The sequence below is a fragment of the Serinicoccus sp. CNJ-927 genome (genome assembly GCF_001942435.1).
GTDB lineage: Bacteria > Actinomycetota > Actinomycetes > Actinomycetales > Dermatophilaceae > Ornithinicoccus > Ornithinicoccus marinus.
Window position 1 is genome coordinate 24,275 of the sequence record NZ_MKKF01000051.1, and the last position, 26,100, is coordinate 50,374.

Annotated in this window: 22 protein-coding genes and 4 pseudogenes; 14 read left to right on the plus strand and 12 right to left on the minus strand. The window is 73.5% G+C overall.

From position 1 onward, the window contains the following. Window positions 1-14: 14 nt before the first annotated feature. Window positions 15-524, plus strand: a complete 510-nt coding sequence (gene paaD / locus BJF86_RS15530; RefSeq protein ID WP_075820444.1) for a 1,2-phenylacetyl-CoA epoxidase subunit PaaD — start codon at window positions 15-17, stop codon at window positions 522-524. Between the two features lie 73 nt (window positions 525-597). Then, window positions 598-1,722 carry a 1,2-phenylacetyl-CoA epoxidase subunit PaaE gene (gene paaE / locus BJF86_RS15535; RefSeq protein WP_075820282.1) on the plus strand — a complete coding sequence of 375 codons (1,125 nt, stop codon included), beginning with the start codon at window positions 598-600 and terminating at the stop codon, window positions 1,720-1,722. On the opposite strand, the gene BJF86_RS15540 is transcribed toward paaE, so the two are convergent. The 5 genes from BJF86_RS15540 to BJF86_RS15560 all read right to left on the minus strand — a co-directional run bounded on the left by BJF86_RS15540 (window position 1,710) and on the right by BJF86_RS15560 (window position 7,745). Then, complete coding sequence (locus BJF86_RS15540; RefSeq protein WP_075820284.1) at window positions 1,710-2,411, minus strand: hypothetical protein; 702 nt, start codon at window positions 2,409-2,411, stop codon at window positions 1,710-1,712. The genes paaE and BJF86_RS15540 overlap by 13 nt on opposite strands. A gap of 83 nt (window positions 2,412-2,494) precedes the next feature. Further along, window positions 2,495-3,124, minus strand: coding sequence for a Maf family protein (locus BJF86_RS15545; protein ID WP_075820286.1), 630 nt, complete (start codon window positions 3,122-3,124; stop codon window positions 2,495-2,497). 164 nt (window positions 3,125-3,288) lie between these two features. Then, window positions 3,289-5,427 (minus strand): hypothetical protein, encoded by a 2,139-nt coding sequence (locus tag BJF86_RS15550; RefSeq protein ID WP_075820288.1) that lies wholly within the window; start codon window positions 5,425-5,427, stop codon window positions 3,289-3,291. Between the two features lie 267 nt (window positions 5,428-5,694). Continuing rightward, the gene (locus BJF86_RS17700; protein ID WP_075820290.1) at window positions 5,695-6,063 is read right to left on the minus strand and encodes a hypothetical protein; all 369 of its coding nucleotides are present in this window, start codon (window positions 6,061-6,063) and stop codon (window positions 5,695-5,697) included. Next, entirely contained in the window at window positions 6,060-7,745 is a 1,686-nt protein-coding gene (locus BJF86_RS15560; protein ID WP_075820292.1) for a DUF885 domain-containing protein, read from the minus strand. Before BJF86_RS15560 ends, BJF86_RS17700 begins: the two co-directional genes overlap by 4 nt. A gap of 32 nt (window positions 7,746-7,777) precedes the next feature. Here BJF86_RS15560 and BJF86_RS15565 point away from each other — a divergent pair, with 32 nt between their 5' ends. From BJF86_RS15565 to BJF86_RS15580, 4 genes are all read left to right on the plus strand, one after another. Then, window positions 7,778-8,788, plus strand: coding sequence for a hypothetical protein (locus BJF86_RS15565; RefSeq protein WP_075820294.1), 1,011 nt, complete (start codon window positions 7,778-7,780; stop codon window positions 8,786-8,788). Window positions 8,789-8,993: 205 nt separating this feature from the next. Next, complete coding sequence (locus BJF86_RS15570) at window positions 8,994-9,458, plus strand: hypothetical protein (RefSeq protein ID WP_321166211.1); 465 nt, start codon at window positions 8,994-8,996, stop codon at window positions 9,456-9,458. Beyond that, window positions 9,455-10,111, plus strand: a complete 657-nt coding sequence (locus tag BJF86_RS15575) for an MOSC domain-containing protein (RefSeq protein WP_075820296.1) — start codon at window positions 9,455-9,457, stop codon at window positions 10,109-10,111. Before BJF86_RS15570 ends, BJF86_RS15575 begins: the two co-directional genes overlap by 4 nt. A 79-nt stretch (window positions 10,112-10,190) precedes the next feature. Further along, window positions 10,191-11,660 (plus strand): sodium/glutamate symporter, encoded by a 1,470-nt coding sequence (locus tag BJF86_RS15580; protein WP_075820297.1) that lies wholly within the window; start codon window positions 10,191-10,193, stop codon window positions 11,658-11,660. Between the two features lie 40 nt (window positions 11,661-11,700). On the opposite strand, the gene BJF86_RS15585 is transcribed toward BJF86_RS15580, so the two are convergent. After that, window positions 11,701-11,949: an acyl-CoA carboxylase subunit epsilon gene (locus BJF86_RS15585; RefSeq protein ID WP_075820299.1), complete on the minus strand. Its 249-nt coding sequence runs from the start codon at window positions 11,947-11,949 to the stop codon at window positions 11,701-11,703. After that, window positions 11,946-13,564 (minus strand): annotated as a pseudogene (locus BJF86_RS15590) (acyl-CoA carboxylase subunit beta). The gene BJF86_RS15585 and the pseudogene BJF86_RS15590 overlap by 4 nt, the downstream one beginning before the upstream one ends. 22 nt (window positions 13,565-13,586) lie before the next feature. Here BJF86_RS15590 and BJF86_RS15595 point away from each other — a divergent pair. The 4 genes from BJF86_RS15595 to BJF86_RS15610 are packed head-to-tail and all read left to right on the plus strand — an operon-like array spanning window position 13,587 to window position 16,960. Next, window positions 13,587-14,345, plus strand: a complete 759-nt coding sequence (locus tag BJF86_RS15595) for a biotin--[acetyl-CoA-carboxylase] ligase (RefSeq protein ID WP_075820301.1) — start codon at window positions 13,587-13,589, stop codon at window positions 14,343-14,345. Window positions 14,346-14,355: 10 nt separating this feature from the next. Then, the gene (locus tag BJF86_RS15600; RefSeq protein WP_075820303.1) at window positions 14,356-15,144 is read left to right on the plus strand and encodes an enoyl-CoA hydratase-related protein; all 789 of its coding nucleotides are present in this window, start codon (window positions 14,356-14,358) and stop codon (window positions 15,142-15,144) included. 43 nt (window positions 15,145-15,187) lie between these two features. Further along, the gene (locus BJF86_RS15605) at window positions 15,188-15,892 is read left to right on the plus strand and encodes a response regulator transcription factor (protein ID WP_028130868.1); all 705 of its coding nucleotides are present in this window, start codon (window positions 15,188-15,190) and stop codon (window positions 15,890-15,892) included. Between the two features lie 3 nt (window positions 15,893-15,895). Then, a complete protein-coding gene (locus BJF86_RS15610; protein ID WP_075820305.1) occupies window positions 15,896-16,960 on the plus strand; it encodes a sensor histidine kinase in 1,065 nt (354 codons plus the stop codon). On the opposite strand, the gene BJF86_RS15615 is transcribed toward BJF86_RS15610, so the two are convergent. Next, window positions 16,933-17,451: a GtrA family protein gene (locus BJF86_RS15615; RefSeq protein ID WP_075820307.1), complete on the minus strand. Its 519-nt coding sequence runs from the start codon at window positions 17,449-17,451 to the stop codon at window positions 16,933-16,935. The two genes, BJF86_RS15610 and BJF86_RS15615, sit on opposite strands and share 28 nt — an antisense overlap. 119 nt (window positions 17,452-17,570) lie before the next feature. On the opposite strand from BJF86_RS15615, the pseudogene BJF86_RS15620 reads away from it, so the two are divergent. From BJF86_RS15620 to BJF86_RS15630, 3 genes and pseudogenes are all read left to right on the plus strand, one after another. Next, window positions 17,571-18,715 (plus strand): annotated as a pseudogene (locus tag BJF86_RS15620) (5-(carboxyamino)imidazole ribonucleotide synthase). Window positions 18,716-18,771: 56 nt separating this feature from the next. Further along, a complete protein-coding gene (gene purE, locus BJF86_RS15625; RefSeq protein ID WP_075820446.1) occupies window positions 18,772-19,260 on the plus strand; it encodes a 5-(carboxyamino)imidazole ribonucleotide mutase in 489 nt (162 codons plus the stop codon). A gap of 54 nt (window positions 19,261-19,314) precedes the next feature. Continuing rightward, window positions 19,315-20,475, plus strand: coding sequence for an acyl-CoA dehydrogenase family protein (locus tag BJF86_RS15630; RefSeq protein ID WP_075820309.1), 1,161 nt, complete (start codon window positions 19,315-19,317; stop codon window positions 20,473-20,475). Between the two features lie 888 nt (window positions 20,476-21,363). Here the strand turns inward: BJF86_RS15630 and BJF86_RS19915 are convergent. After that, window positions 21,364-22,146: pseudogene (locus tag BJF86_RS19915) on the minus strand (serine/threonine-protein kinase); the annotation flags it as partial. A gap of 38 nt (window positions 22,147-22,184) precedes the next feature. Continuing rightward, a complete protein-coding gene (locus tag BJF86_RS15640) occupies window positions 22,185-23,423 on the minus strand; it encodes an LCP family protein (protein ID WP_075820310.1) in 1,239 nt (412 codons plus the stop codon). Between the two features lie 86 nt (window positions 23,424-23,509). Between BJF86_RS15640 and BJF86_RS15645 the strand changes: the two genes are divergently transcribed. Continuing rightward, complete coding sequence (locus BJF86_RS15645) at window positions 23,510-24,508, plus strand: glycosyltransferase family 2 protein (RefSeq protein ID WP_075820312.1); 999 nt, start codon at window positions 23,510-23,512, stop codon at window positions 24,506-24,508. A gap of 11 nt (window positions 24,509-24,519) precedes the next feature. Here the strand turns inward: BJF86_RS15645 and BJF86_RS15650 are convergent, their stop codons facing one another. Both BJF86_RS15650 and BJF86_RS15655 read right to left on the minus strand, forming a co-directional pair. Continuing rightward, window positions 24,520-25,194 carry a 3-oxoacid CoA-transferase subunit B gene (locus tag BJF86_RS15650; protein ID WP_022924191.1) on the minus strand — a complete coding sequence of 225 codons (675 nt, stop codon included), beginning with the start codon at window positions 25,192-25,194 and terminating at the stop codon, window positions 24,520-24,522. Window positions 25,195-25,199: 5 nt separating this feature from the next. After that, window positions 25,200-25,984 (minus strand): annotated as a pseudogene (locus BJF86_RS15655) (CoA transferase subunit A). Between the last annotated feature and the right edge of the window lie 116 nt (window positions 25,985-26,100).

Consider the following 26,100-nt stretch of genomic DNA (forward strand, 5'->3'; position numbering starts at 1 on the left):
CGGCCCGCGCCGGGCTGACCGACGCCGAGCTAGCGGACGCCGAGCGGGCGATCCGCGGGGTCGCCGACCCCGAGATCCCGGTCATCACCATCGACGACCTCGGGGTCATCCGCGACGTCGAGCCCGCCGACGTCGACGGCAGCCCCGGGCTCCGGGTGACCATCACCCCGACCTACTCCGGTTGCCCCGCCATGCACGCGATGGAGGACGGCGTGCGCGAGGCGGCGCAGCGGCACGGCATACCCGTCGACGTCGTGACCCGGCTCTCGCCGGCGTGGACCACCGACTGGATGAGCGAGGAGGGGCGCACCAAGCTGCGCCGCTTCGGGATCGCGCCGCCCACCGGCGACCGGGCGCACGCGGCCGGCCCGGTGCCCATCGGGCTGCAGATCCGGGTGGTCGCCTGCCCGCACTGCGGATCGCAGGACACCGAGGAGGTCGCCCGCTTCGGGTCGACCGCCTGCAAGGCGCTGCGGCGGTGCCGTACGTGCCGGGAGCCGTTCGACGAGTTCAAGACGATCTGATCGCCCGGGGGCTCCGCCCCCGGGTCCCCCCGCAGCTGGGGCTGCGCCCCAGACCCCCGACAGGAGCGATTCGTTGAGCCTGATCCAGCAGCCGACCCGCCGTCGCGCGCGGTTCCACGACCTCACGGTGCGCCGGGTGGACCGCCTGACCGACCAGGCGGTCGCCATCAGCTTCGAGATCCCCGAGGAGCTGCGCGAGGAGTTCACCTTCGAGCCGGGGCAGCACCTCACCGTGCGCGCCACCATCGACGGCGAGGACGCCCGGCGCTCCTACTCCTGCTGCATCTCGCGCGCGCAGTCCCGGGAGCGGGGAGAGCTGCGGGTCGCCACCGCGACCGTGCCCGGCGGGCTCATGTCGACCTGGCTCAACGAGCAGGTGCAGGCGGGGGACACAGTGCAGGTCATGACCCCGATGGGGTCGTTCACCTGCCCGACGCAGCCGACCGCGACGCGGCACCACGTCGGCATCGCCGCGGGCTCCGGGATCACCCCCGTGCTCTCGCTGCTGACGACGGCCCTGGAGGAGGAGCCGCACTCCCGGGTCACCCTCGTCTTCGGCAACCGCCGCACCGACTCCGTCATGTTCCTCGAGGAGCTGATGGACCTCAAGAACCGCTTCCCCAGCCGGTTCACGCTGCTCAACGTGCTCTCCCGGGAGCCGCAGGACGCCGAGCTGCTCACCGGCCGTATCGACCGGGAGAAGGTCGAGCAGCTGCTCGCCACCTTCATCCCCGAGGACCAGGTCGACGAGTGGTACCTCTGCGGGCCGTTCGGGATGGTGAAGACGGTGCGGGAGATCCTCGCCGAGCGTGGTGTGGACTCCGAGCACGTGCACCACGAGATCTTCCACGTCGACGGCGACGGGGCCCCGGTGACGGAGCAGACGCCTGTGGAACCGGTGGACCCGGGCGCGCCGCCGGAGGCGGTCGCCACGGTGACCCTGGACGGTCGGACCACGACCGTGCCGATGCAGACCACGGCCGAGACGATCCTCGCCGCGACGCTGCGGGAGCGGCCGGACGCCCCCTTCTCCTGCACCGGCGGCGTCTGCGGCACCTGCCGGGCCAAGGTCGTCGACGGCGAGGTGCGGATGGAGCGCAACTACGCCCTCGAGCCGGACGAGGTCGAGCGCGGTTACCGCCTCATGTGCCAGTCGCACCCGGTGACCGAGACGGTCACCATCGACTACGACGCCTGACCGGGGGAGGACGCGGCGCCGGGGGAGTCTCCTCGCTGGTGGAGAAGCCAGCGGACCTCCTGCTCCAGCGCGTCCGTGGACGTCGGCAGGGTGACACCGAGGTGCGTGAGGCGCGTCGTGTCGAGCACCATGGGCACGCGCCAGGGGAGGTCCGGGGGCGGTCGGCGCGGGCGAGCACGGCACCCGCGAGGACCTCGGTGGACGTGGTCGACTCGACCACGTCGCCGCCCCGGACGCGGGAGGACCGCGACCGTGGGTCCCTCCCCTCGGCGGACCCGGCGGGCGAGGTCGAGCACTGCGGCGGTGCGCACCCGCCGCACCCAGGCGCCGTGGATCGTGCTCGGTCGCAGCACGCTGACGCGCTCGCCGTGGTCCCGCAGCACACGCTCGGACTCCGCCTTGCCGGCGCCGTAGCCCTCCCGGCTCCTGACCTCGTGCCCGGCCCAGGCCATCGTCGGCGTGCTCTCGGGGACCGGCGCGGTGAAGTGGGCGCCGCCGGGGGAGTTGAGGTGGTGGCCGCACGGATCGACGTAGACGGCTTTCGCGCTGAGGTATGCCGTCCCGCCGCAGCGACGCGAGAGGCGGGCCAGGTGCTCGGCCTGCGAGGGGGCATACCCGAGGGCATCGACGAGGAGGTCGACCCCGTCACCCACGAGCTGCTCTACCCCTGCCTCGTCGTCCCGGTCCACGGTGACGAGGTCGATGGCGTGCTCGGCCGCCGACGGCGGCAGCGGTCCGGGTCACGCCCGGGGACTGCCGCCGCGCATGCGGCTCAGGCGTGGTCCGTGAGCTCGTGCCAGGCGAGGTCGAGCTGACCGACCAGGTCGCGCAGCAGCGGCAGACTGACACCGACCACGGCGTGGTAGTCGCCCTCGATGCCGGTGACGTAGGGGCCGCCGAGGCCGTCGACGGTGAAGCCGCCGGCGACGTGGAGCGGCTCGCCGGTGGCGACGTAGTGCGCGATCTCGGCGTCGGTGAGGTCGGCGAAGTGCACGGTGGTCGAGGCGGTCCCGCCGAGCGTCGCGCCGGAGCCCTCGCTCCGGTCGTCGATGACCCAGTGGCCCGAGTGCAGGACCCCGGAGCGACCCCGCATGCGTTGCCAGCGCTCGATGGCCACCTGCGAGGAGTGCGGCTTGCCGAAGATCTCGCCGTCCAGCTCGAGCACCGAGTCGCAACCGAGCACGAGTGCGTCGACGTCGTGCTCGGCGCTCACCTGCTCGGCCTTGGCCCGGGCGAGGGTCAGCGCGACGTCGGCGGCCTCGAGCTCTCCGTGCCGCTCCTGTGCCGCGGCGATCGCCGCGTCCTCGTCGACACCCGACACGATCACCTCGGGCCGGACTCCGGCCCTGGTCAGAGTGGTGAGGCGGGCCGGGGACGCGGACGCGAGCACGAGCGGGATCACGGGGCACAGCCTACGGGGCGTGACGTCACCGCTTGAGCAGGATTCGGGCGGGAGGTCGAGGCGTGGGGCGGTGGACTCCGTGATCAGCCCGCGGTCGTCAGGGAGCCCCTGCGGGAAGGGAAGTGCCGGGGGGGAGGGGAGGTAGCGCCGGGTCAGATGGGGACTCAGAACGGGGGAGGCTCGGTCTCGCGTGATGACCACGGGGCGCCGGGTGCATCGCCCCGGCCGGTCCCACGCGTCGTGTCGTGCTCCTCCGGCTCTCCGTGGGCATGCTCGGTGACGTCCAGCGGAAGGCCCAGCACCTCCTCCGGCGTCGGCACGGGGGTGTCTGAGCGACGACGGGTGACCGAGCACCAGCCGGTGTGAGGAGTGCCGTCGTCGGCGTCGTCGTCGAGGTCCGAGAGGAGGGCGTCGGCCCCGCGGTGCACCAGGCCGGCGTAGAGCGCCTGGCAGGCGAGGTCGCGGCGGGACTCCCAGGTCTGCGTGGTTGAGCCATCGACCGCGGGGCTGTCTGTCGGGTGATCGTCGGCGGCGCTGCCACCCGTCGGACGAGCGGCCGTCGCCTCACCAGCCGTCGCCTGACCGGCCGTCACTCGACCACCTGTCGCGTGACCACCCGTCGCGTGACCACCTGAACCCGAGCCGCGGGCGAGGACCGCCCGCTCGAGGTACTGCCGGTAGTCGTGAACCCGGGTGGTCGTGCTCTGGCCGAGCAGCGTGCACCAGCGCAGGTCTCGCCGCCGGTTGATCGTGACCGACCACGTGCGTGCGGTCTTGAACTGGTGGGTGCGGACGTCGAGGGAGCCCAGGTTGAGCTCGCCGGTCACCCCGCCGACGGCGCCGAAGGGCACGACGTGGTCGAGCTCGCACCGGGAGGCGGGCACCCTGGTCAGTGGTGACCGCGAGTGGACGTCGGCGGCGATCACCTGCCGACGCATGTCGGCATCCGGACGGTAGCGGGTGATGGTCCGCTCGATGAGCCGACCGTCGGCGGGGTCCACCAGCAGCCGGGACAGAGTCGTCCCCGGGGCCAGGGCGAGCTCGCGGGCATGGCCGGGTGAGATGAAGACAGGGTGGTGCCCCAGGACCTGGCCCACCGACCCGAGCCGCGGCACCGGGCCGAGGCGCCCGTGCCCGTCATCCGTCCCGGCCGTCCGGTCCGGCTCAGCACTTCCCGCGGGCGTGCGGTCCGGCTCAGCACTTCCCGCGGGCGTGCAGTCCGGTGCGGCACTCACCTCGGGCGTCCTGTCCCCCTCGGCACCTGTACGGGGAGTCCGGTCCGGCAACGCCGTTCGGTGGCTCGGCGGATCCATGCCGTGCGCGTCGGACGCCGCGCGCCCAGCCAGCGACTCCCACGGCACGACGACCTGCAGCTCGACCTGCGGTTGTGCGGTGGTGACCCGATGGATCGCCGCCAGGTCGGCCAGGGTGAGGTCCTCCTCGACCTCTGCCTCCGGCATAGGCACCGTGCCGTAGAGCAGCAGGCCTGCGGGGACGTCCGAGCGCAGCTGGTCGAGGGTCCGCTCGTCGCCGGCCGACCGCAGGGCCCGCGCGGCATGCTCGATCCGCGCATGGATCCCGCTCATCGTCGTCAGCGCTCCGGTGACGCTCAGGGTGGCGGTCCCGTCGTCGTGCACGGACAACCACGACCGCCGCGCCCGGTAGGCGGCGCGGCGCCGCTCCCGCTCAGCCTGCACGTCCTCACCCTCGGCCCGGACGGCCTCCCGCTCCAGCCTCGCCCAGTAGTCGGCGTGCTGCCAGGGCTCCTCCCGCAGGTCGCCCTCGCTGTCGAGCCGCTCGACCGCCGCGGTGGCCGGGTCGGTGCCGAAGAGCACCTCCGCCACGAGCGCAGCCCGCTCCGCGGGCAACGAGCCGCACCGGTCCCAGTAGCCGCGCACGAGACCCCAGGTCACCTCGGCCCGGTCCAGCGCTCCCAGCACCTGACCGCGCACGTCGACCGGCGAGCAGGCCAGTCCGGTCATCGCGCGCGCCTCCCGTTCACCGACGCCCAGCCGGAGCCGGATCTCGGCGACGCACAGGCGCTTCGCCTCCGCCCGCCAACGGCGTCGCTCCGTGGCGGTCAGCTCCTCGAGACTGCTGAACCCCTTCTGCGCCAGCAGCGCAGCACCCGTCGCCGCGACGAGCTGGTGCGCCACCTCCAGCAGGCGACGCTCGGCCCGGGAGCGCGTCGCCGACACCTCCCCGAGCTCGGCCAGCAGCGCAGCACCCCGCCCCCGCTCCCCGGTCGCGCCCTGCTGGTCGTCCTGGTCCGCTGCTCGCCCGTCCCGCGCTGGATCGGTCATCGTGCGTCACCCCCTCCCCGGGCCTCCGAGCCGTCGCGAAGGTGGCCCGTCTTCCGAACAAGTGTATGAGTAGCCACCGACAGACCCTCGTCGTCGCGGGCCTGTCACGTGCTCCCACCGCCAGACGGGGTGCGGCCAGGTGGCAGGATCGCGGCATGGCCACCCACGTCGCCTTCCTCCGCGCCATCAACCTCGGCGCGCGCCAGCAGTTCCCCAGGACGACATCCTGCGGGTGACCGAGGAGGCGGGCTTCCAGAGCCTCGCCGCCTACATCAACACGGGCAACGTGCGGCTCGCGCTCGCGGGCGAAGATCGAGGCCAGGCTCGAAGCGGCCTACCTCGCCGACCGCGGGTTCGAGGCCCACGATCACGTATGCCGCCGCCGAGCTGCGCGCGCTCGGCACGGACCTGGACGAGCTGGGCGAGGGGCATACCGGCCAGCACCACGTGTGCCTGCCCAAACTCGCCGGTCGCGTGGAAGAGGTGCCGCACGAGCCGAGGGTATGCCGTGGCGCCCACTCGGGGGTGGTCGACGTCGCGTGCCGGGTCGTGCACCAGGCCGATCTTGGCCATGACGCGCAGCGGCGCCGTGTTGACGGCCGGGGTGAAGGACACGGTCTTGGCCGGGCCGCTCACAGCTCGCCGAGCACCGCCGCCCGCAGCGTGTCCAGGCCGACCCCGCCGATGTCCAGCGCCCGCCGGTGGAAGGCTGTGAGGTCGAAGTCCTCGCCCTCGCGGCGCCGGCACTCCTCGCGCAGCTCGAGCCACAGCCGCTCGCCGATCTTGTAGCTCGGCGCCTGCCCCGGCCACCCCAGGTAGCGGTCGAGCTCGAAGCGCAGCGACTCCTCGTTCTCGTGCGCGTGCGTGGTGAGGAACTGCCAGGCCTTGTCGTAGGTCCACTGCCCGCCCCCGACCTCGGCCGGCGCCTCGAAGCCGCAGTGCACCCCGATGTCGATGACGACGCGGGCGGCGCGCAGCGACTGGCCGCCCAGCAGCCCCATCCGGTTGCCGGGGTCGTCCATGTAACCGAGGTCGGCCATGAGCCACTCGGCATAGAGCGCCCACCCCTCGCCGTGCCCGGAGGTCCACGACGCGAGCCGCCGCCAGCGGTTGAGCAGCTCGGAGCGGTAGACCGTCTGCCCGATCTGCAGGTGGTGGCCCGGAACGCCCTCGTGGTAGACGGTCGTCAGCTCGCGCCAGGTCGAGAAGCGGGTGACCCCCTTCGGCACCGACCACCACATCCGCCCCGGCCGGGTGAAGTCCTCGCTGGGGCCGGTGTAGTAGATCCCCCCGGTCTGGCTGGGCGCGATCATGCACTCGATGCGCCGCACCGGCTCGGGCACGTCGAACTGGCTGTCGGTCAGCTCGGCGACCGCGCGGTCCGCGGTGACCTGCATCCACTCGCGCAGCGCCTCGGTGCCCTCCAGGGCATACCCCGGGTCCTCGTCGAGGACGGCGACGGCCTCCGCCACGGACGCGCCCGGCCGGATCTGCTCGGCGGTCTCGCGCATCATCGCGGTGATCCGGGCCAGTTCCTCCTGCCCCCAGCGGTAGGTCTCCTCCAGGTCGATCTCGGCACCGAGGAAGCTGCGGGAGTGCAGCCGGTAGCGCTCGATGCCGCAGGCGTCGGACTCCGGCGCCCGCGCCACCAGCTCCTCCTCGAGGTATGCCGCGAGCGCGCCGAACGCCTGCTTGGCACCGCCCACGGCGCTCGCCAGGTGGGTGCGGATCGCCTCCGGCTGACCGGCGCTCTCCTCGGTCAGCGCGTCGAAGCTGCTCGCCTCGTCCCCGGCCTGGTCGCGGCACTGCCCGGCGACCGCGCGCACCTGCCGTACCGGGGCCAGCTGGCCCTGCTCGGCCGACCAGCGCAGCGCGGAGCGGTACTGCTCCAGCGCGGTCGGCACCGCCTCCAGCCGGGCGATGATCGTCTCCCAGTGCGCCTCGGTGTCCTTGGCCATGAGGTCGAAGATGTCCCGGACCGCCTGCGGGGCCGAGGCGATGACGTTGAGCTCGACCGGCGCCTGGCCCGCGAGCACCAGGTCCAGCGACTCGACCTCCAGGCCGAGCCGCTCGCGCAGCGCCGCCGCGGTGACCCGGTCGGTGTCGTCCTCCGGCTCGACCGTGTCGAGCCGGTGCAGCGTCCGCGCCGCCTGGTCCCGGTGCGCCCGGAGTCCCTCGACCGACAGGTCGTCGATCTCGGTGTCGCGGCCGGGGACGCCGAGGTAGGTCGCCTCCAGCGGGCTGAGCGCCACCATGGCGTCGAGGTGCTCCTCGGCGAGGCGGTCGATGTCGGTGGGGGTGCGGGTCGACGTCGTCACGGGAGCCCAACCTACCCGCCTACCCTGGGGCGGTGCCCAGACGTCGCCAGCCCGCCGATCCCCGCCGCGAGACCGAGCGCTGGTTTCTGGCCAACGGCCTGTCCTACTTCGTGCCCGGCGAGCGGGCCGCGGCCCGCGCCGCCCTGCGGCCTCGCCACCTCCTCCCGCTGGCGGCGCTCGTGCTGCTGGCGACCGCCGCGCTGGGCGGCACCCTCGGCTGGGTGTCGCAGCAGGTCAGCGCTGCCCCCGCGGTCTGGCTCACGCTCGTCATCCTCGCCGCCCTCTGGTATGCCTCGACCGCCCTGCACGCGCGGCCGATCCTCACCTTCGCGCTGCGCCGCACGGTGCGCAGCGCCCCGCTGCTCGTCGGCACCGCGATGCGCGCGCTGCCGCTGCTGCTGCTTTTCGTCGCCTTCCTCTTCATCAACGCCGAGGCCTGGGAGATGAGCGCCAGCCTGCCCTTCGCCACACACTGGCTGGTCGTCCTGCTGCTGCTCGGCATCGGGGTCGTCTTCCAGCTCGTCCGGCTGCCTGAGGAGGTCGACAAGGCCGACGACGCCGTCGACGCCGCCTTCCTCGAGCGCGCCTGCCGCGGCACCCCGATGGAGGCCACCCAGGCCGCGCTGGCGGCGGACCCGCGGGTCGACGTCCCCGCCTACGCCCGCGTCACCGGCTTCGAGCGGTGGAACCTCATCATCGCGCTGCTGCTCATCCAGCTGGTCCAGGTCGTGGCGCTCATCTGCGCCGTCTTCGTCTTCCTCCTGGTCTTCGGGTCGATCATCATGCAGCAGGAGACCCAGCTGGCCTGGACCGGGCTGGAGCGGACGCACCACGTCCCCTACCTGGGCAGCGTGTCGGCCGAGCTGGTCAAGGTCTCGCTCTTCCTCGCCTCCTTCTCCGGCCTCTACTTCATCGTCAGCGCGGTCACCGACGACACCTACCGGCACCAGTTCTTCTCGGTCGTCACCCAGGAGCTGGAGCGGGCGGTGGGGGTCCGGGCCGTCTACCGCGCGCTGCGCGCGCAGGAGGAGGGTGTCGCATGAGCACCGGCAGGCACGGGTGGGACCCGGCGCACTACGGGCGGTATGCCGCGGAGCGGGACCGCCCGTTCGTCGAGCTCATGGCGCGGGTCCCCGAGGTGGAGCCACGGCGGGTCGTCGACCTCGGCTGCGGCCCCGGTCACGGGCTGCGGTGGTTGCGGGAGCGGTGGCCGGACGCCGAGGTGCTGGGCCTGGACTCTTCGCCCGGGTGCGCCCCGGCGAGGGCGGCGTTCTGGCGCTCACCGTGCCGGGCAACTTCGACGAGCCGAGCCACACCCTGCGCCGGGAGCTTGCGGACCGGCCGCGGTATGCCGCGCACCTGGACGGCATCGCCGCGCCGTCGTCGCACGACCCGGCCGACTACCTACGGGTGCTCACCGCCGCCGGCTGCGTGGTCGACGCCTGGGAGACCACCTACCTGCACGTCCTCGACCCGGCGGGCACCGACCCGGACCCGGTCTTCACCTGGGTCTCCGCCACCGGCGCCCGGCCCACCCTGCAGGCGCTGCCCGAGGGGCTGCGGGAGGAGTTCACCGTCGAGTTCCGGGACGCGCTGCGGCGGGCCTACCCCCGCTCCGAGGCGGGCGTCGTACTGCCCTTCCGGCGGGTCTTCGCCGTCGCGCGCCGACGTGACGGGGACGACGGGGCGGGAGCGCATACCGTGAGGGCATGAGCCCCCGCGTGCGGTCGACCAACCTGGCCAAGCCCAAGCCCGACCCGGGCACGCGGCGCGTGACCGGCATCGACAAGCAGCCGGTGAGCGGGATCGAGGTGGTCGCGCCCGGCCCGGACCACGGGGACGGCTCCGGTGCCGTCGGCGACCACATCGGGGACGCGCGACACCACGGCGGGGCCGACAAGGCCGTCTACGCCGTGGCGCGCGAGGAGCTGGACTGGTGGGAGTCCGAGCTGGGGCGCGTGATGCGCGACGGGATGTTCGGGGAGAACCTCACCACCGCGGACTGCGACGTGGACGGGCTCGAGCTCGGGCAGCGGCTGCGGGTGGGCTCGAGCCTGCTGGAGGTCTCCGTCCCCCGTCAGCCCTGCGCGACCTTCGCCCGGCACCTGGGGGAGGAGCGCTGGGTGCGCCGCTTCACCGAACGGGGCGCGTGCGGGGCCTACCTCCGGGTCGTCGAGCCAGGACGGATCGAGGCGGGCGACCCGCTCGAGATCGGCCCGCCGCCGGGCCACGGCGTCACCATGCGCACCGCCTTCGCCGCCGCGATGGGCGACGGTGCGGCCGCGCGCGAGGTGGTGGCGGCCCGCTGCCTGCCGCAACGCTTCCACGAGCCGATGGAGCGCCGGCTCGCTGCCCGACGGGCCTGACGCGACGGTCGTCGACCCTTCCCGTGCGTCCCGCGCTGTGCCAGAGTGTGCGGACCACGCACACGAGGGAGGGTGACCGATGTCCGCTGACCAGATCGGCTTCGCACTGATCGTCCTGGGCCTGTTCCTGCTCCTGGGCAAGGTGATCCGGGTCAAGGTCGGCTGGGTGCAGAAGCTCTTCCTGCCCAGCTCGATCATCGGGGGCTTCCTGCTCCTGCTGCTCGGCCCGCAGGTGCTTGGCCGGGTCGGCGGCCCGGTCGGGGAGAACGGCCTCTTCACCGGCTCGATGCTCGAGGTGTGGAGCGCGCTGCCCGGCCTGCTCATCAGCATCGTCTTCGCCACCATGTTCCTCGGCCAGGACCTGCCGAGCCCGAAGCGCGCCGGCAAGCTGGTCGGCCCGCAGCTCTCGCTCGGTGTCGCGATGGGATCGGGGCAGTACGTCGTCGGTCTGGGCCTCGCCGCGCTCGTGCTGGTGCCGCTGCTCGCCGCCGAGCCGATGGTGGGCGCGCTCCTCGAGATGGGCTTCGAGGGCGGGCACGGCACGGCCGCCGGCATGCGCCCGGTGCTGGAGGACCTCGGGTATGCCGAGGGTGCCGACCTCGCGGTCGGGATCGCCACGGTGGGGATCGTGGCCGGCGTCGTCATCGGGATCGCGCTCATCAACTGGGGCGTGCGGACCGGGCGCACCGAGATCCTCAAGGGCGACGTCAAGGCCTCGGTCGAGGAGCAGAAGGGGCTGTTCCGCAAGGACGAGCACTACCCGGCCGGCACGATGACCAGCCGCCCCGCCTCGGTCGAGCCGCTGTCGCTGCACATGGCCCTGGTGTCGGTGGCCATCCTCATCGGGTGGTGCGTGCTGGAGGCGCTGCGCTGGATCGAGGCGCAGACCTACTCCAGCGTCCTCATCAACGGCGACACCCCGCTGGAGATCTTCGCCTTCGTCCCGCTCTTCCCGCTGGCCCTGCTCGGCGGTGTCGCGATCCAGGCGGTCGCCTCCGCGCTCGGTGTGGACCACCTCATCGACCACCAGATCATGCTCCGGATCCAGGGCTGGGCCCTCGACTTCCTCATCGTCGCCGCCATCGGCACGCTCTCGCTCGAGGCCATCGGGTCCAACATCGGCTCGTTCGTGCTGCTGTCGATCGCGGGCATCGCGCTCAACGTGGGGCTGTTCCTGTGGTTCGCCCCGCGCATCATCGGCCGCTACTGGTTCGAGCGCGGGATCGGCGACTTCGGGCAGTCGATGGGCGTCACCGCCACCGGCCTCATCCTCATGCGGATCACCGACCCGGACGCGGAGAGCCCGGCCTTCGAGGCCTTCGGCTACAAGCAGCTCGTCTTCGAGCCGTTCTTCGGCGGCGGGCTGGTGACGGCGCTCGCCGTGCCGGTCATCGCGCTCACCGGCATCTGGCCGCTGTTCACGGTCATGCTCGTGCTCTTCCTCACGGCGATCGCGATCGGCTGGTTCGTCTTCAAACCCCGGGCGGAGGCCGAGCGCCGTGAGCTGCAGGAGCAGGGCGAGGAGGGCGCGGACGCGGTCGCGACCTGAGCACGCGGTCGCGAGGCGCCCAGGCCGGCCGCGACCGTCCTCAGCGCGGCAGCGAGGAAGCCCGCCAGCCGCCGGGTCCGACCGCGGGGCGGGGGCGGGCGAAGCGGGACCGCGCCGTCCACAACGTCCGCGGCCGGGAGCCTGACCCCCTCTGGCCGGACCGGTCGCCGTCCCCGGAGAGCCCGGCGAGCACGGCCGTGAGCGCCGCCAGCTGGGCCGGCGTGGGGTTGCCTCGCACGACCCGCAGCACGGGCGCGTCCACCGCGTCCGGCGTCTCCTGCCCGCTCACAGCGGGATGTTCCCGTGCTTGCGCGGGGCGCGGTTGGAGCGCTTGGTCCGCAGGTGGCGCAGGGCACGGGCGACCTCCACCCGGGTCTGCGAGGGCGCGATGACGGCGTCGACGTAGCCGCGCTCGGCCGCGAGGTAGGCTGTGGCGACGGTGTCCTCGTAGTCGCGGACGTGCCGGGCGCGCTCGGCCTCCACGTCGCCACCGTCGGCGCGGACCTGCGCGAGCTCGCGGCGGTGCAGGATGCTCGCCGCCCCCTGCGCCCCGGTGACCGCGATCTGGGCGGTCGGCCAGGCCAGGTTGACGTCGGCACCCAGATGCTTGGACGCCATGACGTCGTAGGCGCCCCCGACGGCCTTGCGGACGACGACGGTGACCAGCGGCACGGTGGCCTCGGCGTAGGCATACAGCAGCTTGGCGCCCCGCCGCACCATGCCACCGAGCTCCTGGTCCGTGCCGGGCAGGAAGCCGGGGGCGTCGACGAGGGTGATCACGGGCAGGTTGAAGGCGTCGCAGGTGCGCACGAAGCGGGCGGCCTTCTCCGAGGCGTCGATGTCCAGCGTCCCGGCGAGGTGCATCGGCTGGTTGGCGACGACGCCCACCGGCCGGCCCTCGACCCGCCCCAGGCCCACGACCACGTTGGGCGCGAACTGCTCGGCCACCTGGAGGAAGTCCCTGTCGTCCACGACGCCCGGACCGCCTCGACGATGTCGTAGGCCGCGCCGGCGGCATCCGGGACGAGGCTGTCGAGCGCCTCGTCGGTCTCGTCGACCTCGGTGTCCGGCTCCTCGTCGTAGGCCGGCGGGTCCTCGAGGTTGTTCTGCGGGAGGTGGCCGAGGAGCTCCTTGACGTAGTCGAAGGCGTCGTCCTCGTCGCTGGCGACGTAGTGGGCCACGCCGCTGCGGGTCGCGTGGGTCTGCGCCCCCGCCAGCTCGTCCAGCGAGACGTCCTCGCCGGTCACCGTCGCGATGACGTCCGGGCCGGTGAGGAAGAGGTGGGAGGTCCCCTCGACCATGACCACGAAGTCGCTGAGCGCGGGGGAGTAGGCCGCTCCGCCCGGGCAGGGACCCATGACCAGGGAGATCTGCGGGATGACCCCCGAGGCGTGCACCTGGCGGCGGAAGATCTCCGCGGTCAGGCCCAGCGAGGCCACGCCCTCCTGGATCCGGGACCCGCCCGTGTCGTGGATGCCGACGACCGGGCAACCGATCTTCATCGCCAGGTCCAGGACCTTGGTGATCTTCTCCCCGAAGACCTCGCCGAACGACCCGCCGAGGACGGTGTAGTCGTGGGCGAAGACCGCGACCGTCCGACCGTCGACGGTGCCGTAACCGGTGACCACGCCGTCACCGTAGGGCCGGTGGCGCTCCTGCCCGTAGGCGGTGCTCCGATGGCGGGTGAGGGCGTCCAGCTCGGTGAAGCTGTCCTCGTCGAGCAGCGCCTCGACCCGCTCCCGGGCGGTGCCCTTGCCCTTGGCGCGCTGCTTGTCCAGCGCCTTGTCGGAGGCGGCGTGCGCCGCCTCCTGCGCGCGGGCGTGGAAGTCGGCCAGCCGACCCGCGGTGGTGCGCAGATCCGGCCCGTCCTCGTCCTGGCGCTCGGCGCGCGGCGTGTCGCTCATGGTCCCAACTTAGCCTTGCCGCATGACATCTCTGCGCTGGGCCGCGCCGGAGCGGCACGAGTCGCTGCCCTCGACGAACCTCGAGGCGCTGCGCGACCCGCGCCCCGGCCGGGTCGTCGTCGCCGACCACCAGTCGGCCGGCCTGGGACGGCGCGGCCGCTCGTGGTCCTCGCCGCCGGGGGACTGCCTCGCGATCAGCGCCGTGCTGCCCGCGGTGGCGCCCGAGCTCGCCGGCTGGGTCCCGCTCGCCGCCGGGGTCGCGGTGGTCGACGCGCTGGCCGTCAGCCGCTGGCCGGTCGAGGCGCGGCTGAAGTGGCCCAACGACGTGCTCGTGGCGGACGGTCCGGCACCGGGCAAGATCAGCGGGATCCTCACCCAGGTCGCCGACGACGGCGCGGTCGTCGTCGGCGCCGGCCTCAACGTGGACCACGACCGGACCCGGCTGCCGGTCCCCACCGCGACCTCCTGGCGGCTCGCCCGCGGAAGCTCCCCGCTGCCGCCCGGGGCTCGGGAGTCCTTCCTCGAGGACTACCTGGACCGGCTGCGCGACCTGCACCGCTCCGTGGCCGAGGGTGACCACGAGACGCTGCACGCCGCCTACGGCAGCCGCTGCGCCACCCTCGGTCGGGACGTCGTCGTGCACCGACCGGACGGCGGACGGACGCACGGCCGGGCGCTCCGCGTCGACCACCGGGGCGCGCTGGTCGTGGCCGTCTCCCCGCCCGACGGTGGCGAGAGCGTCCACGACGCCGGTGACGTCGAGCACCTGCGCGAGCAGTAACGTCGCCCGCATGGACGCACCCACGATGCTGCGGCTCACCCGCCACGGCGACCACGTCGTCGAGCTGGCCCTGGACCGCCCGGACGCGATGAACGCCGTCTCGACGGCCTTCTCCGAGGAGATCACCTCCGCCACCGCCGACCTGGCCCGGGACGCCTCGGTGCGCGCGGTGGTCGTCACGAGCACCCACGCCACGGCGTTCTGCGTCGGCGCCGACCTCAAGGAGCGCAACGGCTTCAGCGACGCCGAGATGATGGACCACCGGCTGGTGTCCAAGCTCGCCTACCGCGGGGTGCTCGACCTGCCGATGCCGGCGATCGCCGCGGTCGAGGGGTATGCCCTGGGCGGCGGCCTGGAGATCGCGATCTCCTGCGACCTCCTCGTCGCCGGTCGTGAGGCGACGCTGGCGCTGCCGGAGGTGGGGGTCGGCGTCATCCCCGGCGGCGGTGGCACCCAGCTGCTCACCCGCCGGGTCGGCTGGTCCCGGGCGGCGTCGATGATCTTCACCGCCCGCCGGCTCACCGGCACCGAGGGCCACGAGCTGGGGGTGGTGGACGAGCTGGTTGACGCGGGGAGCGCCCGCGAGCGGGCGCTGGAGCTGGCCGCCTCCATCGCCGGCAACAGCCCGGTGGCGGTCCGCAACGCCAAGCGGGCGATGCGCCTGGGCCAGGGCACCGACCTGGCCGCGGGGCTGGAGATCGAGGACGGCTGCTGGCGCGCGACGGCCTTCAGCCGGGACCGCGCCGAGGGCGTCGCCGCCTTCGCGGAGAAGCGGACGCCGCAGTGGCCCGGAGGGTGACCGACCACGCATACTGGCAGCCCGCCTGCCGAGAGGAGACGACGTGACCCGAGTGCTGCTGGCCGAGGACGACCCCACGATCTCCGAGCCGCTCGCGCGAGCGCTGCGCCGCGAGGGCTACGAGGTGACCCTGGCCCCGAACGGGCGCCAGGCCCTCGCCGAGGCGACCGGCGACCTGCCGCACGACCTGCTCGTACTCGACCTGGGGCTGCCCCAGCTCGACGGGGTCGAGGTCTGCCGCTCGCTGCGCGACTCCGGCGTGCGGATGCCCGTCCTCATGCTGACCGCGCGCAGCGAGGAGGTGGACACCGTCGTCGGTCTCGACGCCGGGGCCGACGACTACGTCACCAAGCCGTTCCGGCTCGGCGAGCTGCTGGCGCGGGTGCGCGCTCTGCTGCGGCGCGGTCCGGGCGCCGCTCCGAGCTCGACCGGTGCTGCCCTGCGGATGGACGTGGAGGCGCGCCGCGTCTTCCTCCACGACCGGGAGGTGCGGCTCACCACCAAGGAGTTCGACCTGCTGCGGGTGCTGATGCGCGAGGAGGGCCGCGTCGTCTCCCGCGAGGTCCTCATGCGCGAGGTGTGGGACACCTGGTTCGGGTCCACCAAGACCCTCGACATGCACGTGTCGGTGCTGCGCCGCAAGATCGGCGACGACGCCCACGACCCGCGGCACATCGTCACCGTGCGTGGCGTGGGCTTCCGCTTCCAGAACGACCCGGACGGGGACGACGCCGAGGCGACGGACTGACCCGTGCGCCGGATCCTGCGCGAGCTCGCGGTGCGGATCGTGCTCGTCGTCACCGGTGGTGCCCTCCTGCTCGCGATCTTCGTCGCCTGGCTGCTCCCGCAGGTGCGGGAGAGCGCCTGGCCAGGCGGGGCGGGGGCGGTGCCGGAGTGGGTGCTGCCGCTCATCATGGTGCTGTGCGGGATGCTCGTGCTGGCGGCCGGGGTCCCGATCGCCCGCTCGCTCGCCGACCGCGCGGCCGAGACCACCGCCGGGCCGCTGCGTCAGCTCGCCCACCGCACCGACGAGCTGGCCTCGGGTGGATTCGCCCTGGACCCGGAGGCGCGGCCGGGGCGGCTGGTCGAGCCTGAGCCCTTCCGGTCCGGGATCGCCGAGATCGACGCGGTTGCCCGCGTCGTGGACCGGCACCACAGCACCTTCGCCAAGGCCCTCGTCTTCGAGCGATCCTTCGCCGCGGACGCCTCGCACCAGCTCCGCACCCCGTTGGCCGCGCTGCTGCTGCGGCTGGAGGAGATCGCCCAGTCCGACGACGCGGCGGTGGCCCGCTCCGAGGCGGAGATCGCCATCGGCCAGGTGGAGCGGCTGACCGGCGTCGTGGACGACCTGCTGCAGCGGACCCGCGCCGGTCATGCCAGCGGCGGTGCGGTCACGGCGGCCGACGCCGTCGTGGCGGGGCTCGACGAGGAGTGGACCCCCGCCTTCGAGGAGCGCGGCCGGGTGGTCGAGCTGACCTGCGAGCGCGGGGTGATCGTCGAGGCGAGCGCCTCGGTCCTGTCCCAGGTCCTCAACACCCTCGTGGAGAACGCCCTCGTCCACGGGCGCGGGGACGTGCGGGTCCACGTCTACCGCTCCGGCCCCTCGGCCATCTTCACCGTGTCCGACCAGGGGCCGGGCATACCCCGTGACCTGGCGCGCACCATCTTCGACCGCGGCATCACCACCGGCGCGGGGACCGGCCTCGGACTGGCCGTCGCCCGGGAGACCGCCGAGTCGATCGGGGGGCGGGTGGAGCTGGTCCACACCTTCCCGCCGGTCTTCGCCTGCTACCTGCCCCTGGCGACGACGCCCTGACCCTTGCCCTCCAGGTCCAGCTCGCCACGGAAGACGAAGGTGCGGTAGGCCCAGAACCGGAACAGCGTGCCGAGCACGAGCCCCACGCCGTTGCCCGACACGTTGTCGGCCAGCTGGCTGTCCAGCCCGAGGACGTAGCGGGAGAACCCCAGGCACGCCAGCGCGATGAGCAGCCCGAGCGCGTTGAAGACCACGAAGAGCGCGAACTCGTGGGCCACCGGCTCGCTGCGGCGGTGCCGGAAGGTCCACAGCCGGTTGCCCACCCAGGAGAGGACGGTCGCCACGCTCGTCGCGACCACCTTGCCCCACAGCGGCGACGCCGCCATCGGGCCCTCCGCTACCCCGGGCACCCCGAAGACGAGGACGTTGTAGAGCACTGTGTCCAGGACGAAGGCGAGCGCGCCCACCGTCCCGAACTTGGCCAGCTCGGCGACCACGACGCGGTAGGCCGCGCGGGCGCGGGCGAGCAGCCCGGGGGTGGAGGGGGTCACGGGGCCGCAGTGTAGGCGCGCTCGCTGGATAGGGTGGTCGCGTGACGTCACCCAGCCCCGTCCGCGCCGAGGGCGGCTTCCCCGTGGTGGGCATCGTCGGCGGTGGCCAGCTCGCCCGGATGTGCCAGCCACCGGCGGTCGCCCTGTCTCTCACCCTCTCCGTCCTCGCCGAGTCGCCGACGGCCAGCGCCGCGCTGGTCGTGCCGCACAGCCCGGTCGGGGAGCACACCGACCTCGCGGCGGTGCGGGAGTTCGCGCGCGGCTGCGACGTCGTGACCTTCGACCACGAGCACGTCCCGCAGGAGGTGCTGCTCGCGCTGCAGGAGGAGGGGGTGGAGCTGCACCCGAGTCCCCAGGCGCTGGTCTTCGCGCAGGACAAGCTGGCCATGCGGCGGCGGCTCACCGAGCTCGGGCTCCCCTGCCCCCGGTGGGCGCAGGCTCGCACCGGGGCCGACGTGGAGGACTTCGCCGCGCAGGTCGGCTGGCCGCTGGTCGCCAAGGCCCGCGCGGCGGCTACGACGGCAAGGGGGTGCTGGTCTGCCGGTCGCTCGCCGACGTGCAGCCGTGGCTCGGCGAGGTGGGCACCGGCGGTCTCGCCGACGGCATCCTGCTGGAGGAGGCCGTGGACTTCTCCCGCGAGCTCTCGGTCATGGTCGGTCGCAGCCCCTCCGGGCAGGCGGCGACCTGGCCGGTCGTGGAGACCGTGCAGGAGGGCGGCATCAACACCGAGGTGATCGCCCCGGCGCCCGGCCTCGACGACGAGCTCGCCGTGGCCCTCGCCGAAGGGGCGCTGCGCATCGCCGGTGAGCTCGGCGTGACCGGCGTCATGGCCGTCGAGGTCTTCGAGGTGACCGGACGGCGGCCGGACGGGTCGGCCTACCCCACCTACCTGGTCAACGAGCTGGCGATGCGCCCGCACAACAGCGGGCACTGGAGCATCGACGGCGCGGTGACCAGCCAGTTCGAGCAGCACCTGCGAGCGGTGCTGGACCTGCCGCTCGGCGACCCCTCGGCCCGGGCCCCGTGGACCGCCTCCGCCAACGTGCTGGGCGGCGACTACCCCGAGCTGTACGCCACCTACAAGCACCTCATGGCGCGCGACCCGGGCCTGAAGATCCACCTCTACGGCAAGGGGGTGCGACCCGGGCGCAAGCTCGGGCACGTCACGGTCTGCGGCGGCGACGGGAGCGCGTCCTCGCTGGCGGAGCTGCGCGGGCGGAGCACCCATGCCGCCGACTACCTGCGAGGAGTGGTGACCGAGTGAGCACACCGGCAGAGCAGAGCACCGGGGGCGAGCAGGCCCCGGTCGTCGGCCTGGTGATGGGCAGCGACAGCGACTGGCCGGTGATGGAGGCCGCCGCCGAGGTGCTCGAGGAGTTCGGGGTGCCCTACGAGGCCGACGTCGTCTCGGCGCACCGGATGCCGACCGAGATGATCGACTACGGCGCAGGCGCGCAGGAGCGCGGACTGCGGGTGATCGTCGCCGGTGCCGGGGGAGCGGCGCACCTACCGGGCATGCTCGCCTCGGTGACGGTGCTGCCGGTCATCGGGGTGCCGGTGCCGCTGAAGCACCTGGACGGTATGGACTCGTTGCTCTCGATCGTGCAGATGCCGGCCGGGATCCCGGTCGCCACGGTGTCGGTCGCGGGCGCCCGCAACGCCGGCCTGCTGGCGGTCCGGATGCTGGGCGCCGGCGAGGGCGAGCAGGCGGCACGGCTCCGGGAGCGGCTGGCGGGCTTCGCCGACGACCTGCGCGACCAGGCCCACGCCAAGGGCGAGAGGTTGCGGGGGCGCCGGACGTCACGCTGAGACCCGTCGGAGGACGGGCACGTCGCGGTTGACGTCCGCGTTAGGCTGCGCTCCATGAGCGAGTTCGACCTGTTCCGGATCAGTGAGGACCACGAGGCACTGCGCGAGGCGGTCCGCGAGATCGCGGAGGAGCAGATCGCCCCCCACGCGGCAGCGGTGGACGAGGAGAGCCGGTTCCCGGACGAGGCGCTCAAGGCCCTCACGGCCACCGACTTCCACGCCCCGCACATCGCGGAGGACTACGACGGCGCCGGCGCCGACGCGCTGGCGACCTGCATCGTCATCGAGGAGGTGGCGCGGGCCTGCGCGAGCAGCTCACTGATCCCCGCGGTCAACAAGCTCGGCACCATGCCGTTGATCCTGGCGGCCTCCGAGGAGATCAAGGCCCGCTACCTGCCGCCGGTGGCGCGCGGCGAGGCGATGTTCTCCTACGGCCTGTCCGAGGCGGGCGCCGGCTCGGACACGGCGGGCATGACGTGCAAGGCGCTGGAGCAGCCCGACGGCAGCTTCGTGCTCAACGGCCAGAAGTCGTGGATCACCAACGCCGGGGTGAGCGAGTTCTACACCGTCATGGCCGTCACGGACCCCGACGGGCCGCGCGGCCGCAACGTCACGGCCTTCGTCGTGGAGAAGGACGACGAGGGCTTCACCTTCGGTGCGCCGGAGAAGAAGCTCGGGATCAAGGGCAGCCCCACGCGTGAGCTGCACTTCGACGACTGCCGGATCCCCGGTGACCGGATGGTCGGCGGGCTCGGCGAGGGCCTCAAGATCGCGCTGCGCACGCTCGACCACACGCGGGTCACCATCGGTGCCCAGGCGGTGGGGATCGCCCAGGGCGCGCTGGACCTGGCCCTGGGATACGTCCAGGAGCGCCAGCAGTTCGGCAGGGCCGTCGCCGACTTCCAGGGCGTGCAGTTCATGCTCGCCGACATGGGGATGAAGCTGGAGGCGGCGCGGCAGCTGGTCTACGTCGCGGCGTCGAAGTCCGAGCGGGGCGACGACGACCTGCCCTTCTTCGGTGCCGCCGCCAAGTGCTACGCCTCGGACGTCGCGATGGAGATCACCACCGACGCGGTGCAGCTGCTCGGCGGCTACGGCTACACCAAGGACTTCCCGGCGGAGCGCATGATGCGCGACGCCAAGATCACCCAGATCTACGAGGGCACCAACCAGGTCCAGCGCGTGGTGATGGCGCGCCAGCTGCTCAAGGGCTGACGCCGGAGGGGACGGCGCCGCGCTAGCGTCGTCGTCCCCGCCCGCCTCGTCCTCGTCGTCGCCGGAGCCGCCGCCGTCGGTGCGAGGCGTGCTCTGCACCTCCTCGGCCTGACGCAGCGCGACGACCGGCCCGTCCTGGCCACGGACGACGGTCAGCGTCTCCTCCTGCTCGATGACGGACACGTCGTAGGTGTAGGTCACCAGGCCGGTCACGGTGGCGCTCCCGTCAGCCTGCTCCTGGGCGGAGAGGTCACCGGCCGAGATCGACTGCAGCCCCACCTCGATGTCGGAGGCGATGTAGGCCTCGGGCAGGGTCAGCTGCCGCGCCGAGTCCAGCCCCCCGTCGGCGAGCGTGGTGTAGAACCGCTGCGCCAGGTCCCGCGCCTCGTCGGCGGCGACCGGCTCGCTGTCGGTCCCTGACGCCGACGCCGATGAGGTGGGGTCGGCGGTGCCGGTGCCACCCTCCGAGCCGGTCGCGATGGTCCACACCAGCCAGCCGAGCAGCAGGGCCAGCGGCACGATGAGCAGCCAGCTCAACCACACCCCGCGTCGTGGGCCGGGACGGCGACCCGAGGGTGCCGTGCGCCGCCCCTCGTCGTGCTGACCTGCCGCGGCGGGTGCTGCCCGTGACGCCGCCGGCCGCGCTGCCTGCGCCGTCGGTGTCGGCGCCGGCGTGGGCTGGGCGAAGGTCCGGGTGGGGTCGGCCCGGGGCACCCGCTCGGTATGCATGCCTGCACCGGCGCCCGCTGCCGCGGCACCCGCTGCCGCTGCTCCCGCTACGCCCGCTGGTCCGACCCGGCCACCGCGGACCAGCTGCTCCAGCTCACGCGCCGCCCGCTGCGCGTCCCACCGGGTCGCCGGGTCCGGGTCGAGCATCCCGGCGAGCGCGGGCGTCAGCTCGCCCGCGTGTTGCGGGGGCCGCGGGTCGTCCCGGGCGATGGTGTGCAGCTGGGCGACGGCGTTGGCGCGCTCCTCGAACGGGCGGCGCCCCTCGACTGCGGCATACAGGGTGGCGCCCAGCGCCCACACGTCCGAGGCGGTGCTGGGCTCCTCGCCCCGCGCCAGCTCGGGGGAGAAGTAGGCGGCCGTGCCGGAGACGAAACCGGTCCGGGTCAGCTGCGGGTCCTCGTCGGCGCGGGCGATGCCGAAGTCGGTGAGCTTGGCGTCGTGCCCGGCGCCCCCGGTGAGCAGCACGTTGGCCGGCTTGACGTCCCGGTGCAGAATGCCCGCCTGGTGGGCCGCGGCGAGCGCGGTGGCCATCTGCGCCCCGATCGCCGCGACCTGGGCCGGGGGCAACCGCTGCCCGTCGGCGATCAGCTCGGCCAGCGAGGGACCCGCGACGAACTCCATGACGATCCAGGGCGACCCGTCGTGCTCGAAGGCGTCGTAGACGCGCACGACGTGCTGGTGCGCGAGCGTGGCGCTGGTCCGCGCCTCGCGGAAACCGCGGCTGAGCAGCAGCTCGGTGTCGGCCTCGCCGGCGACCTGCTTGAGCGCGACCTGCCGGCCGAGGTTCTCGTCGGTCGCCAACCACACCTGGCCGCCGCCGCCCCTGCCGAGCATGCGGACGATGCGGTAACGGCCCGCGACCAGGGTGGGGTCCTGGTCGGCGGGGGCCGGTGCCGTCGTCTCGGCGTCGTGGTCGCCGTGGTCGTCGCGGGGATCCGCCATGGTCGCCTCCGATCAGCGCAAGGGTAGCCCGAGGCCGCTCAGGGGTCGACGGTGATGCTCTGATCCTGGCGCAGGGCGGTGAAGAGCTGCGCGGCGCCCTGCTCGTCCCAGAGGACGGCGCTGCCCACCTCGGTCTGGTAGTTGGGGTCGGCGACCGGGACGGTCACCGAGTTGCCCTCGCCGGCCGCGACCTGGCGCATCGCCCAGGCCATCCGGCCCGCCTCGAGCATCGAGGTGTCGTCGCCGAGGCTGAGGGCGGACCCGGTGGCGGTGCCCACCTCGTGCAGCCGCCACGGGACGAGCACGGTGCTCGGCGTGAGCATCTTGTCCACGAGGGCGGAGAGGAACTCGCGCTGCCGCTCGACCCGGCCGATGTCGCCGCGCGGGTCGCTGTAGCGCATCCGGACGTAGCCCAGCGCCTGCTCACCGGCCAGCTCCTGGCACCCGGCGGGGAGGTCGACGTGCGCCTTCTCGTCCGCGACCGGCTCGTCGAGACACATCTCGACCCCGCCGACGCCGTCGACGACGCTGACGAAGCCGCCGAAGCCGATCTCCATGTAGCCGTCGACCGGCAGCCCGGTGCTGCGCTCGACGGTGTCGACGAGCTGCTCGGGCCCGCCGTTCGAGTGCGCGGCGTTGAGCTTGTTCCAGCCGCTGTCCCGGATCTCGACGTAGCTGTCGCGGGGCAGGCTCACCAGGGTCGGCTCCCCGAGGGCCGGCACGTGCAGCAGCATCACCGTGTCGGCCCGGTGGCCCTCGGTGAAGCCGGTGCCGAACTCGCCCCGCTGCTCCTCGGTCAGCTGCTCCCGGCTGTCGGTGCCCACCAGCAGGTAGTTGGCGCCTTCTGCGGCGGCCGGACGGTCGGAGACGTCGGGGGTGGCGTCGATCCGGTTGACGCTGCCCCACACCGTCGCGACCACGACCGCCATGACGACGACGTAGGCGACGACGGCGAGCACGAGCAGCGCCATGGCGCGCCGGAACCCGTAGCGGGGCCTACGGCGGCGCGGCGGCCGTCCGGCCGGGCGGCGGGGCGCGGCATACCGGTCGTCGCCACGGTCCCAGCCGCGGTCGTCGTCGCGGTCCCAGTCCCGGTCGTCGTGCCGGGCCTCGCCGCGGTCCCACCCGTCCTCGGCGTAGCGGTCGTCGTGGTCCCGGGGCTCGCGTGGCGCTGAGGCCCGCGGGATGCGCTCCGTCGCATCGGGGTCGCGGCGCTGCCCGCTGCGCGGCGTCCGCGGCATCGGACGGGTCCAGTCGTCCTCGGGGTGGTGGGGCACGAGAGGCAAGACTACGGGGTCCACCTTGCCGCGCCCTGGGAGCGCCGCGCCACGAGCCGTGCCCTCCTGCGGGGTAGCCTCGCCGCGTGAGCTCTGCCGACTCCCGTGACCAGCGGCACCACCCGCCCGTCTCGGTCATCATGACCGTCCTCGACGAGGAGACCCACCTGCCCGAGGCCGTGCGCTCGGTGCTGTCCCAGGACTACCCGGGGGAGATGGAGGTCGTTGTCGCGGTCGGGCCCAGCCGTGACCGGACCCGGGAGGTCGCCGACGCCCTCGCCGCGGCCGACCCGCGCGTGGTCGTCGTCGACAACCCCTCCGGGCGCACCCCGGACGGGCTCAACGCTGCCGTGGCGACGTCGCGGCACGACGTCGTCGTGCGCATGGACGGCCACGGGGAGCTGAGCGAGGGCTACGTGCGGCGCGCGGTCGCGCTGCTGGAGCGGACCGGCGCCGCCAACGTCGGCGGCATCATGCTCGCCCAGGGTTCCGGGCCGGTGCAGGAGGCCGTGGCCCTCGCGATGCGCTCGCCGCTGGGCATGGGCAGCGAGCGCTTCCACACCGGGGGCGCGGAGGGGCCGGCCGACACGGTCTTCCTCGGCGTCTTCCGGCGGGAGTGGCTGGACCGGGTCGGGGGCTACGACCCGGCCTACACCCGTGCCCAGGACTGGGAGCTCAACCACCGGATCCGGGCGGCCGGCGGCACCATCTGGTTCACCCCCGAGCTCACCGTGACCTATCGGCCCCGCTCCACCTTCCGCGACCTGGCCCGCCAGTTCTACACCAGCGGCCAGTGGCGCCGGCAGGTCGTGCGCCAGCACCCCGACTCGGTCAACGCCCGCTACCTCGCGCCGCCGGTCGCGCTCTGCGCGGTGGCCGCAGGGGCCGTCGGAGGTCTCGTCTGGCGCCCGCTGTGGCTGCTGCCGCTGGGGTATGCCGCGGCCGTCACCGTCGGGGGAGCCTGGGTCGCCCGGGGCCAGGAGCCCGGCGTGGTGGCGCGCATGCCCGGGGTGCTGGCGACCATGCACCTCACCTGGGGAGCCGGCTTCCTGCGCGGCCCCGCCGCTGAGCCGCCGCGCCGCTGAGCTCCGCGCCGTCAGCCCTCGGTGGGGGGCGTCGCCTCCGGGGTGGGCTCGTCCACCGCGACGCGCAGCGGCGGCTGCGTCTTGGCGACGACCTCGTCGACGGACACGCCGGGTGCCAGCTCGCGCAGCACGAGACCGTCGTCGGTGACGTCGATGACGGCCAGGTCGGTGATGATCCGCTGCACGACCCGCAGGCCGGTGATGGGCAGGTCGCACTCGTCCACGATCTTGGCCGAGCCGTCCTTGGCGACGTGGTCCATGAGGACCACGACCTTCTTGGCGCCGAGCACGAGGTCCATGGCGCCGCCCATGCCCTTGACCATCTTGCCGGGGATCATCCAGTTGGCGATGTCGCCGGCTGCCGAGACCTGCATGGCGCCGAGGATCGCGGCGTCGACCTTGCCGCCCCGGATCATGCCGAAGCTCGTGGCCGAGTCGAAGAAGCTGGCGCCGGGCCGGACCGTCACCGTCTCCTTGCCCGCGTTGATGAGGTCGGGCTCCTCCTCGCCCTCGTAGGGGTAGGGGCCGACGCCGAGGATGCCGTTCTCCGACTGCAGGACCAGCTCCACGTCGTCCGGGACGTAGTTGGGGACCAGCGTCGGCATCCCGATGCCGAGGTTGACGTAGTCGCCGTCGCGCAGCTCGGCCGCGGCGCGCGCGGCCATCTCCTCACGGGTCAGGGCCATGTCTCTCAGTCGTCCTTCCCGGGGCGCGGGCGGGTGGTGCGCTTCTCGATGTCCTTGTCGGCGGCCTGCTCGGCGGTCAGGGCGAGCACGCGCTGGACGTAGATGCCGGGCAGGTGGACCTCGTCGGGGTCGATTTCACCCGGCTCGACCAGCTCCTCCACCTCGGCGACCGCGACCTGCGCGGACATGGCGCACAGCGGGTTGAAGTTGCGGGCCGACTGGTTGAAGACCAGGTTGCCGTGCCGGTCGCCCTTGGCCGCCCGCACCAGCGCGAAGTCGGCGAAGATCGCGTGCTCGAGCACGTAGTCGCGGGCGTGGTCGCGCACCGAGAACTCGCGGGTCTCCTTGGCGGGGGAGCGCAGGACCACCTCGCCGTCGCTGTCGTAGCGCCAGGGCATACCCCCCTCGGAGACCTGCGACCCGACGCCGGTGGGCGTGAAGAAGGCCGGTATGCCCGCGCCCCCGGCGCGCAGCTTCTCGGCGAGCGTGCCCTGCGGGGTCAGCTCGACCTCGAGCTCGCCGGAGAGGTACTGCCGGGCGAACTCCTTGTTCTCCCCGACGTAGGAGGCGATGACGCGACGAATCCTGCCCTGCGCGAGGAGCAGCCCCAGCCCGGCCCCGTCGACGCCGCAGTTGTTGGAGACGACCTCCAGGTCGCTCGTGCCTGCTGCAGGGCCTGGTGGATCAGCACGGTGGGGATGCCCGAGAGCCCGAAGCCGCCCACGGCGAGGGTCATCCCGTCAATGAGCCCCTCGAGCGCATCCTGGGCGGAGGCGACGACCTTGTCCATGGCGCCGAGGCTACCCGCCGGCCCGGTGGTCGACGCCCTCAGCCTCCCAGCGCGGGTCGTCCCCGACGGCCTCCGCGCCGAGCACGAGGACAGCGGACCCCTCGCCCGCCAGCAGC